General features: G+C 39.2%; 15 protein-coding genes. All 15 read left to right on the forward strand.

The window, feature by feature from the left end:
- Nucleotides 1–50 precede the first annotated feature (50 nt).
- The 15 genes from fliE to flhB all read left to right on the forward strand — a co-directional run bounded on the left by fliE (nt 51) and on the right by flhB (nt 14,411).
- Nucleotides 51–413 carry a flagellar hook-basal body complex protein FliE gene (fliE, locus tag CXF79_RS04965; RefSeq protein ID WP_011042337.1) on the forward strand — a complete coding sequence of 121 codons (363 nt, stop codon included), beginning with the start codon at nt 51–53 and terminating at the stop codon, nt 411–413.
- A gap of 236 nt (nt 414–649) precedes the next feature.
- Nucleotides 650–2,341, forward strand: a complete 1,692-nt coding sequence (gene fliF / locus CXF79_RS04970; protein ID WP_101154263.1) for a flagellar basal-body MS-ring/collar protein FliF — start codon at nt 650–652, stop codon at nt 2,339–2,341.
- Entirely contained in the window at nt 2,334–3,389 is a 1,056-nt protein-coding gene (fliG, locus tag CXF79_RS04975) for a flagellar motor switch protein FliG (protein ID WP_011042339.1), read from the forward strand. The genes fliF and fliG overlap by 8 nt, the downstream gene beginning before the upstream one ends.
- A gap of 35 nt (nt 3,390–3,424) precedes the next feature.
- Nucleotides 3,425–4,213 carry a flagellar assembly protein FliH gene (fliH, locus tag CXF79_RS04980; protein WP_101154203.1) on the forward strand — a complete coding sequence of 263 codons (789 nt, stop codon included), beginning with the start codon at nt 3,425–3,427 and terminating at the stop codon, nt 4,211–4,213.
- A gap of 95 nt (nt 4,214–4,308) precedes the next feature.
- On the forward strand, nt 4,309–5,658 hold the full coding sequence (gene fliI, locus CXF79_RS04985) for a flagellar protein export ATPase FliI (protein WP_101154204.1): 1,350 nt from the start codon (nt 4,309–4,311) through the stop codon (nt 5,656–5,658).
- Nucleotides 5,659–5,746: 88 nt separating this feature from the next.
- On the forward strand, nt 5,747–6,190 hold the full coding sequence (gene fliJ / locus CXF79_RS04990; RefSeq protein WP_101154205.1) for a flagellar export protein FliJ: 444 nt from the start codon (nt 5,747–5,749) through the stop codon (nt 6,188–6,190).
- A 176-nt stretch (nt 6,191–6,366) separates the two neighbouring features.
- Nucleotides 6,367–8,334: a flagellar hook-length control protein FliK gene (locus tag CXF79_RS04995; RefSeq protein WP_101154206.1), complete on the forward strand. Its 1,968-nt coding sequence runs from the start codon at nt 6,367–6,369 to the stop codon at nt 8,332–8,334.
- A gap of 140 nt (nt 8,335–8,474) precedes the next feature.
- The gene (gene fliL / locus CXF79_RS05000) at nt 8,475–9,029 is read left to right on the forward strand and encodes a flagellar basal body-associated protein FliL (RefSeq protein WP_101154207.1); all 555 of its coding nucleotides are present in this window, start codon (nt 8,475–8,477) and stop codon (nt 9,027–9,029) included.
- A 73-nt stretch (nt 9,030–9,102) separates the two neighbouring features.
- The gene (gene fliM, locus CXF79_RS05005; protein ID WP_101154208.1) at nt 9,103–10,167 is read left to right on the forward strand and encodes a flagellar motor switch protein FliM; all 1,065 of its coding nucleotides are present in this window, start codon (nt 9,103–9,105) and stop codon (nt 10,165–10,167) included.
- Between the two features lie 41 nt (nt 10,168–10,208).
- Nucleotides 10,209–10,604: a flagellar motor switch protein FliN gene (gene fliN / locus CXF79_RS05010; RefSeq protein WP_011042346.1), complete on the forward strand. Its 396-nt coding sequence runs from the start codon at nt 10,209–10,211 to the stop codon at nt 10,602–10,604.
- A gap of 43 nt (nt 10,605–10,647) precedes the next feature.
- Entirely contained in the window at nt 10,648–11,277 is a 630-nt protein-coding gene (fliO, locus tag CXF79_RS05015) for a flagellar biosynthetic protein FliO (protein ID WP_101154209.1), read from the forward strand.
- Between the two features lie 91 nt (nt 11,278–11,368).
- Nucleotides 11,369–12,127, forward strand: coding sequence for a flagellar type III secretion system pore protein FliP (gene fliP, locus CXF79_RS05020; protein ID WP_101154210.1), 759 nt, complete (start codon nt 11,369–11,371; stop codon nt 12,125–12,127).
- Nucleotides 12,128–12,190: 63 nt separating this feature from the next.
- The gene (fliQ, locus tag CXF79_RS05025) at nt 12,191–12,460 is read left to right on the forward strand and encodes a flagellar biosynthesis protein FliQ (RefSeq protein WP_011042349.1); all 270 of its coding nucleotides are present in this window, start codon (nt 12,191–12,193) and stop codon (nt 12,458–12,460) included.
- Between the two features lie 37 nt (nt 12,461–12,497).
- On the forward strand, nt 12,498–13,280 hold the full coding sequence (fliR, locus tag CXF79_RS05030) for a flagellar biosynthetic protein FliR (protein ID WP_011042350.1): 783 nt from the start codon (nt 12,498–12,500) through the stop codon (nt 13,278–13,280).
- Nucleotides 13,281–14,411, forward strand: a complete 1,131-nt coding sequence (flhB, locus tag CXF79_RS05035) for a flagellar biosynthesis protein FlhB (protein WP_101154211.1) — start codon at nt 13,281–13,283, stop codon at nt 14,409–14,411.
- Nucleotides 14,412–14,483 lie beyond the last annotated feature (72 nt).

Here is a 14,483-nt window from a genome sequence, read left to right on the forward strand (position 1 = left end):
CACTGTTATATCTTGTTTAAAGTTAAATAATTGACAAAAGTGAGCGCCCTATGGATATCAAAAGTAACTCTCTATACAGCCAAATGCAAAACATGTCGCTACAGGCCATGGGCAACAAGCCACCTGCAATTGATGTTGATGTTATAAACGGTACTGCCAGTAATAGCGTTGGCAAAATCAATGAATCTACCAGTAATTTTGGCGATATGCTTACCGATGCACTCAAGAGCGTCAATGATTTACAAACAGAGTCTGGCGAAAAGAAGAGGGCATTTGAAATGGGCGATAGTAACGTTACGCTTGCTGAAGTAATGATTGCTTCTTCTAAATCAGGTATCGCTTTGGATGCAACCGTGCAAATACGAAACAAATTTGTTGAAGCATACAAAGAAATAATGAGCATGCCAGTTTAATTTAATGGATTGAGCTAATTTTGGCGATATTGCTTTGATTCAGAAGTAAATAGCAGAATAGGTTAGCGATTAATCAATCAAACGTCTTGTAAGCAACGATTTATTCACAGTTAAACCTGAGTATGTAAAAATGGCTTTCCTCGATTATTTTGTAAACTTTATCCTAAAAAACAGTACAACGGAGAAGTAAAGTGTCTGATACAAACGCAATGGTTGCAGCCGATAGTAGTGGCGATATGATCGCCAGTGAAGCTGAAGGTGCGGGGATAGGTGAGCAAAAATCAGGATTCGCTGCCTCATTAGGTAGTGTTGATATTTTACGACAGATCACCATAGTGGTTGCATTGGCTATTTGTTTAGCTATTGCGGTATTTGTTATTATGCTGGCTAATGAACCTGAATATCGCGTTCTTTCAAAATTACCTACAAAGCAGTTAATTACTACTATGGACTTTCTTGATGCTAATCAAGTGGAGTATCATCAAGAAAACAATACTATATCGGTACCTACTGATGAATATCAACATATAAAATTACTATTAGCTCGAGAGGGTTTAACAGACGAGCCTTCACAAGGTGAAGATATTTTAATGAAAGATATGGGCTTTGGTGTTAGTCAACGACTAGAGCGTGAAAGATTAAAATTTGGCAGAGAGCAGCAAATTGCCAAAACAATAGAACAGTTAAAAAGCATAAGCCGAGCTAAAGTACTACTAGCCATTCCCCGTGAAAATATATTTGCCCGTCGAGAAAAAAATCCATCCGCGACGGTAGTGCTTACCATGCAACGTGGTAAAATTCTTTCGGAAGAAGAAGTTGATGCTGTTGTTGATATTGTTGCCTCAGCGGTACAAGGTTTAACGCCTAATCGTGTCACTGTGACTGATCAAAATGGACGTTTGCTTAATTCCGGCTCACAAGACTCTATTTCATCTCGCTCAAGAAAAGAGTTTGAGATTGAACAGAAACGTGAACAAGAATACATGGAGAAAATTGACAGTATTCTTATTCCTGTTGTTGGTTTAGGCAACTATACTGCGCAAGTTGATATCACCATGGACTTTACCAATGTTGAAGAAACACAGCGTCGTTACAATTCAGATTTACCAGCGCTACGTAGTGAAATGAGCGTTGAAAGCACTAATATTGGTGGTGCATTAGGCGGAATTCCAGGCGCCTTAACAAATCAGCCACCGATTGCCTCTGCTATTCCTGAAGATGCAACGGGTGGACAAAAGAGAAGCATGCCAAGCCGAAAGCATTCTGAGTCGACTAAAAACTACGAACTTGATGAAGCAATCAGCCATACTAAGCAGCAAGCTGGCGTTGTAAGACGTGTTAGTGTATCGGTAGCCCTCGATTATGTCGCAGGCGTTGCAACAACTCCCGTTGAAGGGGGAGCAAATACTCCCGCAGCAACTTTTGCACCACGCTCTGCAGGAGAAACAGCCAGTATTCGTCGTCTATTACAAGGTAGTATTGGTTTTGATTTGCAGCGTGGTGATGTTTTAGAAGTAGTAACCATTCCCTTTAATCGTCCAGATTACGGCGTAGTAGCTGAGATACCTATTTGGCAGCAACCTTGGTTTATTAAAGTACTCAAATTAGTCTTGGGCGCTTTAGTTATTATCGTGCTAATTCTAGCCGTTGTTCGCCCAATGCTGAAACGTTTAATCTACCCAGAGCAAACACCAGATGATTATGGTGATAAATCACTTGATGGTCATATTGATTTAGGTGATGAAACCATGGATATGTTGACGTCTGATTTTGATGCTGGCGCAGTCGGTTTTGCAGCAGATGGCAGTTTACAATTACCTGATCTTCATCGAGATGAAGATGTATTAAAAGCGGTTCGAGCGTTAGTCGCCAATGAGCCAGAATTATCATCGCAAGTAGTTAAAAGTTGGTTGAACGAAGATGAGTGATGAAACAGAAGTCGGCGCATTAGCCGCAGCGCCTGCAGGCTTTGATGTAGATAAACTAGAAGGTGCTGAAAAAGCAGCAATATTACTACTTAGTTTATCTGAAGAAGATGCAGCGCAAATTTTAAAGCACCTTGAACCAAAGCAAGTGCAGCAAGTGGGCACCGTTATGGCGGCGATGGAGGATTTTACTCAAGAAAAAATCACTGCTGTTCATAAGTTGTTTATCCACGAAATACAAAACTTCTCAACCATTGGCTTCCAAAGCGAAGAGTTTGTTCGTCGAGCACTAACCGCGGCGTTGGGTGAAGATAAAGCCGGTAACTTAATCGACCAAATTGTTATGGGCGGCGGCGCTAAAGGCTTAGATTCATTGAAATGGATGGACTCTAAACAAGTAGCAAACATTATTCGTAATGAGCATCCTCAAATTCAAACTATTGTGCTTTCGTATCTTGAACCAGAGCAATCTGCAGAAATCATGGGGCAGTTTACCGATAAAGTGCGCTTAGACTTAATGATGCGTATTGCCAATTTAGAAGAAGTACAACCAGCAGCCTTACAAGAATTAAATGAGATAATGGAGAAACAGTTTGCTGGTCAAGCTGGCGCGCAAGCTGCGAAAATGGGCGGCTTAAAAGCGGCTGCAGATATCATGAACTATTTAGATACTAATGTTGAAGGCATGTTGATGGACTCAATTCGCGAAAATGACGAAGAGATGAGCCAACAAATTCAAGACTTAATGTTTGTCTTTGAAAACCTAGCCGATGTTGATGATCGAGGTATGCAGGCTATCTTACGAGAAGTTCAGCAAGAAGCCTTGATGAAAGCAATTAAAGGTACCGATGAAGCATTAAAAGACAAAATAATGAGCAACATGTCTAAACGAGCTGCAGAAATGATGGCTGATGACTTAGAAGCGATGGGCCCAGTGCGTATTAGTGAAGTTGAAGCGGCGCAAAAAGAAATTTTATCAGTTGCCCGACGACTCTCTGACGCAGGTGAAATTATGCTTGGTGGCGGTGGTGGCGGTGATGAGTTCTTATAACAGCAAACCCGCTTAGATTAGTTAAGGATACAACAATGTCAAAACCACCAATTCGTATTATAAAAGCATCTGACGAAGCGACAGATGTTTGGTCTTTGCCCGATGTGCAAAATGAACCTAGCGCCCAAGAGAAAGAAAAAACAAATGCCTTAGGTAAAAGATCTAACTGGGTATATGAGCCTCCAGAGCCTGAAGAAGCAGAACCTCAACCCTTAACAGCGCAGGATATTGAAGAAATTCGTCAAGCGGCAAGTGAAGAAGGTTTTAGTCAGGGTAAAGAGGAAGGTTTTGCTAAAGGTTATGAAGAAGGTAAAGTTAAAGGGTTAGAAGAAGGTAAAGTACAAGGGATTGATGAAGGTACTGAACAAGGTTTAGCCCAAGGTAAAGAGCAGATTGATCAACAAAGCGCTAATTGGCAAAGCTTAATTGAACAATTGCATCAACCGCTTGCTAGTGTGGAAAAGAATGTCGAAGAGCAATTGCTTAATTTAGTTTTGCAATTGACCGAGGCAGTGGTTTTACACGAAGCAAAAACTAACCCTGACATTTTAATGACGGCGATTGCCACGGGTATTAAAAGTTTACCTAGCAGTGACGCGCAAACACAAATATGTTTAAACCCAAGTGATATTAAATTGGTAGAAGCTCAGTTTGGCGCTGCGCATATTCAGCAGCAGGGATGGCGTTTACTACCCGCCCCACAGTTTCCGCAAGGGAGTTGCCAAATAGAAAACAGCACTTCAAATATTGATTTACAGATGAAAGCTAGGTTAAAGCAAGTGTTAGAACCTTTCTTGCAAGACGCCTTACACCAAACAGATTGATTTATTGTCTAATAGCACACGGATTAATTTATTGACCAACTTAGCGCTTTATACTCTTTAGCATCGCACTTTTTATTTTAAGGTAAATAAACACTATGGTTGATAGTTCACGTTTAACCGAGCGTTTAAAAAAAAATCAACAATTCATTCATGATTTCAAAGCGCCTGTCGCTGGTAGGTTAGTGCGAGTTGTTGGCTTAACACTTGAAGCCGTTGGCGTTAAAGCACATGTCGGTAGCCAGTGTTTAGTCGAAACAGCGCATGGCGATTTACTGGCAGAAGTTGTTGGCTTCGCTCAAGATATTACCTATTTAATGCCAGAAGAAAGTCTACGCGGTGTAATGCCTGGCGCACGAGTATTACCTATTTCTAGTAAGGCTAAAGTACCTTTATCAATGGGCTTATTAGGTCGTGTTATTAATGGCGTAGGTAAACCACTTGACAGTAAAGGACCTATCAAAGCTGACAATGATTACCACCATGATAGTAAGCCCATTAATCCATTGTCACGACGAGCCATCACTGAAGTACTAGATGTTGGTGTTCGTTCTATTAATAGTTTCATTAGTGTGGGTAAAGGTCAGCGTATGGGACTTTTTGCTGGCTCAGGTGTTGGTAAAAGTGTGCTAATGGGCATGATGACTCGCGGAACAACAGCTGATGTGGTTGTTGTTGGATTAGTGGGGGAACGTGGTCGAGAAGTAAAAGAATTTATCGAAGAAATTCTAGGTGAAGAAGGGCTAAAACGCGCCGTTGTTGTGGCAGCACCAGCCGATAACTCACCGTTAATGCGTCTTAAAGGTTGTGAAACCGCGGTACAAATTAGTGAGTATTTTCGCGACCAAGGCTTAAATGTTTTGTTATTACTGGATTCATTAACTCGCTATGCACAAGCACAACGTGAAATTGCTTTGGCCGTTGGTGAGCCACCAGCGACTAAAGGTTATCCACCTTCAGTATTCTCAAAGCTACCTCAACTTGTCGAGCGTGCAGGTAATGGTGGTGAAGGACAAGGCTCAATCACTGCTTTTTATACGGTATTAACAGAAGGTGATGATTTACAAGATCCTGTAGCTGATGCTGCTCGTGCTATTTTAGATGGCCATGTTGTTTTATCTCGTGAGTTAGCAGATGCAGGGCATTATCCTGCTGTAAACATTGAAGGTTCTATTTCCCGGGTAATGCCAATGGTGACTAGTCCTGATCATCAAGAATTAGCAAAACAATTAAAACAAATGTATGCCCTTTATCAGCAAAATAAAGATCTTATTGCCATTGGGGCTTATACCAAAGGTAATGATCCTCGGATTGATCAAGCCATAAACGTGCTACCGGTCATTAATTTTTTCTTGCAACAAAAAATTGATGAAGTTATTCCTTATGATCAAAGTATTGCGCAGCTGAAAGAGATTATTGCTGCAGCACATGCCCATAATAATCAATAATCGATAATGAATAATTCATAATTAAGCATAACGCTAAAACTTTTGATAAAAGCATTGAATTTAGACGAGTGATATAAAGAGTACTCACATGGCAATGAAGCAACTTGATACCATTTTAAAGTATGAACAGGACAACGAGCAGCGTTGCGCCGATCAGTTAAAGATTGCGGAGAATGAATATCAACAAAACCTTAGTCGTTTACAAGGTGTTGCGGACTATCGTTTAGAGTACATGAAACGTTTAAGTGAAAGGGCAACTAATGGGCTAGATAGCGCCACATACAGTCATTACCATGCTTTTATTGCTAAGCTTGATACCGCTTCTAAACAAGTTGAGATAGCAACGCGACAAGCAAAAGCACTGGCAGAGCAAAGCAAGAGTCTCTGGTTGAAGCAAAGACAAAAAGTAAAAGCGGTTGAGCTATTGCGTGATAAGCGTTTGAAAAAAGTAGCGGTAGCAGCTGACAGAGCTGAGCAAAAAATGTTTGATGAAATTGCGACACAACAATATATTCGCCGCCCTCTGCGTTAACCTTCGATGAAAGTGAGCATCCACTTGGACATCTTGATGAAGTGGAGCGATTTTTGCAGTACTTTCTGTATATATAAAAAAACATCTGAGAACTGTAATACACGCTGCGCTAATGATATGCGTTGTTATTGTTCTGGTTAATACTATTTTAATTGATTTAAGTTATTGGGATTATTATGCAACAAGTGAATACTTTACCTTCCTTTGTATCACAAGATACTGATTTAAAGACTAAAGATTCATCTAGTACTTTTGCGGATAGTAATAAAGAAACTGACTTTTCAAGCTTGATTGAGCAGCACCTTCCTGAAGAAAGTACAACGATTAGTGGAAACAAATCGCCAATAACAGAGCATGAAACCACGGCAACTAAGAGTAAAAATATTGCCGCCAATGACAAAAGTGACGGGGTTGATAGTAATAGTCGCCAAGAAACTGACTCGAATGAGTCACTTGATGTCAGTAAAGAAGTCTCAGTAGATGAAAAACAGAACAAGGTAAGTGAGGTAAATAAAAACGGCTCAACAAAGAATAGTTCTTTAGCTGAGTCTGAGGAATTCATTTCATTACTTTATAATAGCGATCAAACCTTAACTAAGACGGGTGAGACAACTGAGCCTAGTAAGGACAAATCTACTGTTATTTTTGACCAAAGTGAAAAGGCAACGAATAGCACTAATATTGTTAATAATAATGTAAAAGCCCAAACAGACACAGTTCAAAATGATGAACGCGAGGGTGAAGACCTAGAAAGTGGACATAAGTTAAATGCATTTTCAAAAGATGAGTTACTCGCTCGGGCACAGCTAAAAAACAATAATGCTGTAACAGCAAAATCAAGTGATCAAGTCTTAAAAGATTACCAGTTGTCATTGCAATCACAGCAAAAAGCAATCAACAACCAAAGCATAACTAGCGAACAATTAATGAATACGCAACTAGCTAGTGCTCAACTAAATAACAACATTTCCGACTTGGCTGCTGGCGTTACGCAATCGAACAAAAGCCAACTAACAGAAAAAGTGGATAATGGTTTATATCAATTACCTGTTGAGCCCATTGGCAAGGGAAATATAACCGCAGGTGATATGTCACATTCTGTTAAAGGTGAAGTAAATCAAGGTGAAATTGAGACTGAATTGGCTGTTAAAGTAAGTAAAGACAGTGATATAGCTTCAACAAAAACAGTTAATAGTTCGTCGGAAGCTTTAAAAGTTAATCTGAGTAATCGCGATACTGCAACATCGCCGTTAAGCAAAGTTGACCTTGATAAAATGGTAGCAGAGCGCACTTCACAAGCTGCATCCGTTGAAAATATCCCCAAAGAGCAGATTGTAACGGCTCAAGAAAAACACCCCGCAATGACAAGTGCTCAATTACAGGCATTACAGCAAATTCAGGCGCAACAAAAAACACAATCAGTGAGTAGTGAGCAACAAGCTATTGACGATGTCAGTGAAGAATATATTGACTCAATACTTTTGTCAGAAGAAAAGCCAAAAGAGCCGGGCGTAAAAACAACGGCTAAAGTGATAGACAATATTGCTATGCGCACAATATCTGAGCTACAAGCTCAAACGGTGCAAGCAACGCAAACTAAACAAAGTAATGATGCTTATTTTGAGCATCAAGTATCTGAAGTACTCAATCATAATGTTGCTAGCGATTCGGTACAAATACAAAAAAATAATGTTCAGCTTCAACAAGAAACCATTTCCATTTTTAGAAAAGACTTTGCTGATGCAGTGAAAGATAAAGTATTGATTACCATTAACCAGAAGCTGCAACAATTTGATATAACCTTAGACCCACCAGAGTTTGGTAATATGCAAGTGCGGGTTAACTTACAAGGTGAGCAAGCCTCCGTTAATTTTGTTGTGCAAAATCAGCAAGCAAAAGAAGCACTAGAACAGAATATACACAAATTAAAAGAAATGTTGTCAGAGCAAGGTGTTGATGTGGGGGGCGCTAATGTTGAACAGCAAGACCAGCAACAAAACCAAAATGAGCAAAGCTTAGGACACAATAATGATAGTGGCTCTGTTTTAACAAACGGTGCTCAAAAAGATGAGAATAATGTAGAACATATTTTATCGACGCAATTGTTCGATTCTTCTGCAACTGGTGTGGATTACTACGCTTAATTGCTTAAAATGAAGTTAAGTTGATGAAAACACATTGGCTCAAGGACTATTCAAGGATATAGTCTATTCATAAATACTATGTCATTAATTAGTCACTTATTATTATCACTATTGGTGGCTGTATAATTTAAAGGGTTCTCATGGCAGACGAAAAAGATAATGGCAAAGAAGGCGATTTAGAGCTGGATAAGTCAGGTAAAAAGAAAAAAATGATAATTATCATTATTGCTGTTGTTGTTTTACTCGCTGGTGGAGCTGGTGCTTATTTTTTCTTCATGGGTAGTGATGATAATAGTGCAAATCAAGCAGCACTTGATACCACCTTAGAAAGTGATTCAGGTGCAGTAGCGAAAGTAGAGTCAGGTGCACAATTAGGCTCGGCTTTGTATGTACCAATGCCAAGACCATTTCGTTTTAATGTTCCTGGTGCGGCCCGAGATCGTTTTGTTGAGATCCGTGTGCAGTTACTCGTTCGCGGTGGTGATAACGAAGAAAATGCTAAAATGCATATTCCACTGATAGAAAGTACTTTACTAGGTATTTTCTCACAAGCCAATGCCGATGATTTGTCAACAAGTGCAGGGAAAGTTTCATTAAAGCAGCAATCATTAGCAGCGGTACAAAAAGTGATGACAGATGTTGAAGGTGATAAAACGGTTGAAAAAGTACTTTTCACCGGTTTTGTCATGCAATAAATAGATGAATTACCGGCCAAAGTGCCCATTGTTTTAATAACATCAAACAAAGTAAATAAGAAGAGACTATCGAGTGAGTGATTTATTATCCCAAGACGAAATTGACGCCCTATTACATGGTGTTGATGATGTTGAAGAAGAAGACGTAGTTGAGGATGTCGTGCAATCGCGAGATGGCACCTCTGATTATGATTTCTCTTCACAAGATCGTATTGTGCGTGGTCGTATGCCTACGTTGGAAATGGTTAATGAACGTTTTGCTCGTCATATGCGCATTAGCTTATTTAATATGATGCGTCGGACTGCTGAAGTTTCAATCAATGGCATCCAAATGATAAAGTTTGGTGAGTACATACATACTCTGTTTGTACCGACCAGCTTAAATATGGTGCGATTTCGTCCTTTAAAGGGAACTGCATTAATCACCATGGAAGCGCGTTTAGTTTTTATTTTGGTAGATAATTTCTTTGGTGGTGATGGACGTTACCACGCTAAAATAGAAGGCCGTGAATTCACGCCGACAGAGCGTCGTATTATTCAAATGCTATTAAAGCTTGTTTTTGAAGATTATAAGGAAGCTTGGTCACCAGTGATGGATGTCTCTTTTGAATATTTAGATTCAGAAGTTAACCCATCAATGGCAAATATTGTTAGCCCAACTGAAGTGGTGGTTATCAGTTCTTTTCATATTGAATTAGACGGCGGCGGTGGCGATTTCCATATCGCATTACCTTATTCTATGCTCGAACCGATCCGTGAATTGCTTGATGCCGGTGTGCAAAGTGATAAAGAAGATACTGATATGCGCTGGTCTAAAGCGCTACGTGATGAAATTATGGATGTCCCTGTTACCATTAACACTAAGTTTATTGAGGTTGATATCTCATTAAGTCAAGTGATGGAGTTACAGGCAGGGGATATTATACCGATTGAAATGCCTGATAATATTACGGTGCTAATTGAAGACTTACCAACCTTTAGAGCTAAATTAGGTCGTAGTAGAGATAATATAGCGTTGAAAATTGAATCGAAAATTAGACGACCAGAGTCAGCTAAATCTGAACTAACTATCTTAACTAAAGGTGGTAAACGCCTTGATAGTGATGCAGAACTTCATCTACTAGAAGATGACTTGTAAGTTGATCTATTTGAACAAAATTATAAATTGAGGCCAGTGGTATGAGTAACGAAAAAGATGAAGACCTAAGTATGTGGGATGAGGCGCTAGATGAGCAAGCTGAAGCAAAAGCAGGTGCTGAAACGGTTGAACTGGAAGAGTTAACGCCAGATGATGCACCTATTACCGGTGATGAGAAGCGTAAGCTTGATGCTATTTTAGATATTCCGGTTACTATTTCGATGGAAGTAGGTCGAAGTAATATCAGTATTAGAAATTTATTACAATTAAACCAAGGTTCGGTAGTTGAATTAGACCGAGTTGCTGGTGAGTCACTTGATGTGTTAGTTAATGGTACCTTAATTGCCCATGGTGAAGTGGTTGTTGTTAACGATAAGTTTGGTATTCGTTTGACGGATGTAGTTAGCCAAGTTGAACGTATTAAAAAATTAAAATAAAGTAATTTATTGAACATGAAGTGAATAGAGATATAAAATCAACATGATATTAAAAACACTACGCATATTACTGGCTTTTAGTTGTTCTTTACTGTCTCTAATTGTTGTGGCGCAAGAAAATACTTTTGAAAATGAATTAGTTAACAATATTACTACTGAAAAAGTTGTTAATGATGACGCAGTATCTCAGCAAGGTGCGAGTCTACAAAATATTACTCAGCAAAGCACAACGGTTAAAAGCGCAATTGAGCAAGGTAGTCAGGAGAAAATTTCTGCACAACAAGGATTAACCGAACAAGCTTCGGCCTCTCAAATACTCAATAACGATAAACCAAAAGTTGGTAGCCATGTTATGGCAAATATGGATGCTGGCAGTATGATACTGTCGTTGTTGATGGTATTAGCGTTAATCATTATTTGTGCCTTTGTGCTTAAACGTTTTAATCTTACCCAACAAGGCGTTAGCCAACTGAAAGTGGTGACGAGTTTATCGTTAGGAGCTAAAGAGCGTGTGGTTGTGATTCAGGCAGGAGAACAACAGTTACTTTTAGGGGTTACCGCTCAACAAGTGACTTTAATTGAACGCTTAGAAGAGCCGTTAGCAACTCAAACAATGAAAGCAACTGAGTTGCCAAAAAATTTGATGTCTTTTCTATTAGCTAAAAAGTCGTAGTATCGAATGGATTTAGCATTTTTACCTTTACTCATAAATGTCAGCACAACTATTTTAAATCGGGTTGTTTTTTAGGGATTACCAACGAACCATGAAAAGAATTTCGTTATTCACCATCATAACACTGTGCTTGCTCAGCATGAGTTTCGGTGTATTTGCCGAAGATTTGTCTCTCTCAGCATTAACATTGACAACCAACCCTGATGGCTCACAAGAGTATTCAGTAAACTTACAAATTTTGATTTTTATGACGGCACTGAGTTTTATACCAGCTGCGGTTATTATGATGACGTCATTTACCCGTATTGTCGTGGTGATGGCTATTTTACGACAAGCTTTTGGTCTTCAGCAAACACCGTCTAATCAAGTGATTATCGGGTTAACCCTCTTTATGACGCTCTTTATTATGACACCCGTTTATAATCAAATAGATAGAACTGCCATTCAACCTTATTTATCAGAGAATTTAACCTCTACTGAAGCAATTAACTTGGGTAAGATTCCATTACGTGCCTTTATGTTAGAGCAGACACGCGTTAAAGACCTTGATACTTTAGCGGCAATGGCGGGCATTGATGCAGTTGATGAGCCAACTGACTTACCTATGACGGTAATTATTCCCGCTTTTATTATTAGTGAATTAAAAACTGCTTTTCAGATTGGTTTTATCCTTTTTATCCCCTTTTTGATTATTGATTTGGTTGTTGCCAGTATTTTAATGGCGATGGGCATGATGATGCTTTCACCAATGATCGTATCTTTACCTTTTAAGCTAATGTTATTTGTTTTGGTTGATGGTTGGAACTTGGTTATTGGTACCATAGCAACCAGTTACGGAATGGGTAGTTAGTAAAATGGTAAGCTATATTTATTTGATGAAGTACAAAACTAGTTAAGTAAAAGAGAGTAAGTTATGGGACCAGAAATCTATGTAGATATGCTAGGTGATGCATTATTACTTGTGATCATTTTAGTTTGCGCTATTATCCTGCCGAGTTTAGCGGTAGGCCTAATGGTTGCGGTTTTTCAAGCCGCTACATCCATTAACGAACAAACCTTAAGTTTTTTACCAAGATTGATTGTCACCTTGCTTGCGTTAATCATTGGTGGGCATTGGTTAGTGCAAAAAGTGATGGATTATACTATCCGGCTGATTGCTAGTATTCCCAGCGTGATTGTTTAGTTATGTGCTTAGGCATTCTAATTACTAGAGCAGTTTAATGGAATTTACAGAGACTATTATTAATCAATATATGGCAGATTTTGTTTTGCCTTTTAGTCGTATTTCGGCTTTGATTATGACAATGATAGGCTTTAGTTCAAAGACCATTCCTGGCCGAGTCAAAGTGTTTTTATGTATCAGTATTACCATTGCTGTGATGCCAGCAATCCCTCCCGCTAGTGTAACTAATTTAATGTCACTCAATACCGCAATTTTATTGGGGCAGCAGATGATTATCGGCGTTATGCTTGGTTTTGTTACTATCATGGTGGTTAATACTTTTACTCTCGCGGGTCAAATCATTGCGATGCAATCGGGTCTTGGTTTCGCTTCTTTAGTTGATCCTGCTAGTGGAATGAATGTACCTGCCATTGGACAATTTTTTCTTATTTTATCCTCGTTGTTATTTTGGGTGATGGATGGTCACCTTGCCTATTTACAATTTATTGTCGCTAGTTTCGATACCTTGCCTATCCCCACAGAACATTTGTCTAGCATCAAATATCGCGAAGTTGTCGAATGGGGCGGATGGATGTTTGCTACTGCTTTATCACTTGCTTTAGCACCAATAACAGCGATGTTATTAATCAATTTTTCTTTCGGTATTATGACAAGGGCTGCTCCTCAACTTAATATTTTTGCCATCGGTTTCCCTATCACTATGATGGCCGGTTTACTTATTATGTGGCTCACCTTTGGTAATTTCTTTACTCATTTTGAATTACAGTGGCAACGCGCACTGGATTTTAGCTGTTATCTTATTGATTGTAAGGCGACGTAAATGGCTGATTCTGATAGCGGTGAAAAAACTGAAGAACCCACAGCAAAAAAACTTACTGACGCCCGTAAAAAAGGTCAAATTGCTCGATCTAAAGATTTAGGTACATTTTTTGTTTTGGTCGGTAGTGCTTGTGCCATGCTATTAATGGGAAAGGCTTTAGCTAATTCAATGGCTAATATGATGAGTCATATGTTTAGCCTAAGTCGTGAAGAGGCCATGGATGTAAATGCGCTTTTTAAAGTAATAAATGATGGTGTTTATCAAATTATTCCCCCATTGCTTTGGATTTTCTTTATTGTAATGTTAGCTGCATTTATTGGTAATACACTACTTGGTGGCATGAGTTTTTCAGGGGATGCCATGATGCCAAAGGCAAGCAAGTTATCTCCGATGGCGGGCTTTAAACGTATGTTTGGCGTGCAAGCCGCTGTTGAACTTATTAAATCAGTTTTAAAGTTCTTTGTTGTTTTTATTGTTGCTTTTTTACTGTTAAGTGGTTTGTTTGAGGAGATTCTTGGCTTAAGTCGAGAAACCATTCCTGCAAATTTTGAACATGCCGTTACTATGTTGCAGTGGATGTTCTTAGTGCTTGCTCTTTCAATAGGGATCATTGTTGTTATTGATGCGCCATACCAAGTGTGGAATCACAATCGCCAGTTAAAAATGACCAAACAAGAAATTAAAGATGAGCATAAGGGCACAGAGGGTAGTCCTGAAATTAAGGGGCGTATTCGCCGAACCCAATATGAAATGTCGCAACGTCGCATGATGCAAGACGTACCTGAGTCTGATGTAGTTATTACCAACCCCACTCACTTTTCTATTGCGCTTAAATATGATGCGGCTGCTGGTGGTGCTCCAGTATTGTCTGCAAAGGGCGTTGATGAGATGGCTTTGCATATTCGCACTATTGCTAAAGAGCATCAAATAGAAATAATTCAATCACCGGCTTTAGCTCGTTCACTCTATTATACTGCCGAAGTTGGCGATGATATTCCCGAAGAATTGTTTGCTGCAGTTGCTCAAGTATTAGCCTTTATTTTCCAACTCAACGAACATAAAAAAGGTAAAGCTAAAAAGCCAACACCCGTTGCTAAAGAGTTACCTATCCCTGATGATTTTAGATATTAGACATTCCCTTCAATTTACTATCGAGATATCTGGTTACTTAAACGCCAATAATGTTTGCTCTTCTTTAATAAA

Source organism: Colwellia sp. Bg11-28 (assembly GCF_002836245.1).
Taxonomy (GTDB): Bacteria; Pseudomonadota; Gammaproteobacteria; order Enterobacterales; family Alteromonadaceae; genus Colwellia; species Colwellia psychrerythraea_A.

Excerpts from the sequence above, each read along its gene's own strand:
- fliE (WP_011042337.1), top strand. The coding sequence starts at position 51 with ATGGATATCAAAAGTAACTCTCTATACAGCCAAATGCAAAACATGTCG.
- fliF (WP_101154263.1), top strand. The coding sequence starts at position 650 with ATGATCGCCAGTGAAGCTGAAGGTGCGGGGATAGGTGAGCAAAAATCA.
- fliG (WP_011042339.1), top strand. The coding sequence starts at position 2,334 with ATGAGTGATGAAACAGAAGTCGGCGCATTAGCCGCAGCGCCTGCAGGC.
- fliH (WP_101154203.1), top strand. The coding sequence starts at position 3,425 with ATGTCAAAACCACCAATTCGTATTATAAAAGCATCTGACGAAGCGACA.
- fliI (WP_101154204.1), top strand. The coding sequence starts at position 4,309 with ATGGTTGATAGTTCACGTTTAACCGAGCGTTTAAAAAAAAATCAACAA.
- fliJ (WP_101154205.1), top strand. The coding sequence starts at position 5,747 with ATGGCAATGAAGCAACTTGATACCATTTTAAAGTATGAACAGGACAAC.
- CXF79_RS04995 (WP_101154206.1), top strand. The coding sequence starts at position 6,367 with ATGCAACAAGTGAATACTTTACCTTCCTTTGTATCACAAGATACTGAT.
- fliL (WP_101154207.1), top strand. The coding sequence starts at position 8,475 with ATGGCAGACGAAAAAGATAATGGCAAAGAAGGCGATTTAGAGCTGGAT.
- fliN (WP_011042346.1), top strand. The coding sequence starts at position 10,209 with ATGAGTAACGAAAAAGATGAAGACCTAAGTATGTGGGATGAGGCGCTA.
- fliO (WP_101154209.1), top strand. The coding sequence starts at position 10,648 with ATGATATTAAAAACACTACGCATATTACTGGCTTTTAGTTGTTCTTTA.
- fliP (WP_101154210.1), top strand. The coding sequence starts at position 11,369 with ATGAAAAGAATTTCGTTATTCACCATCATAACACTGTGCTTGCTCAGC.
- fliQ (WP_011042349.1), top strand. The coding sequence starts at position 12,191 with ATGGGACCAGAAATCTATGTAGATATGCTAGGTGATGCATTATTACTT.
- fliR (WP_011042350.1), top strand. The coding sequence starts at position 12,498 with ATGGAATTTACAGAGACTATTATTAATCAATATATGGCAGATTTTGTT.
- flhB (WP_101154211.1), top strand. The coding sequence starts at position 13,281 with ATGGCTGATTCTGATAGCGGTGAAAAAACTGAAGAACCCACAGCAAAA.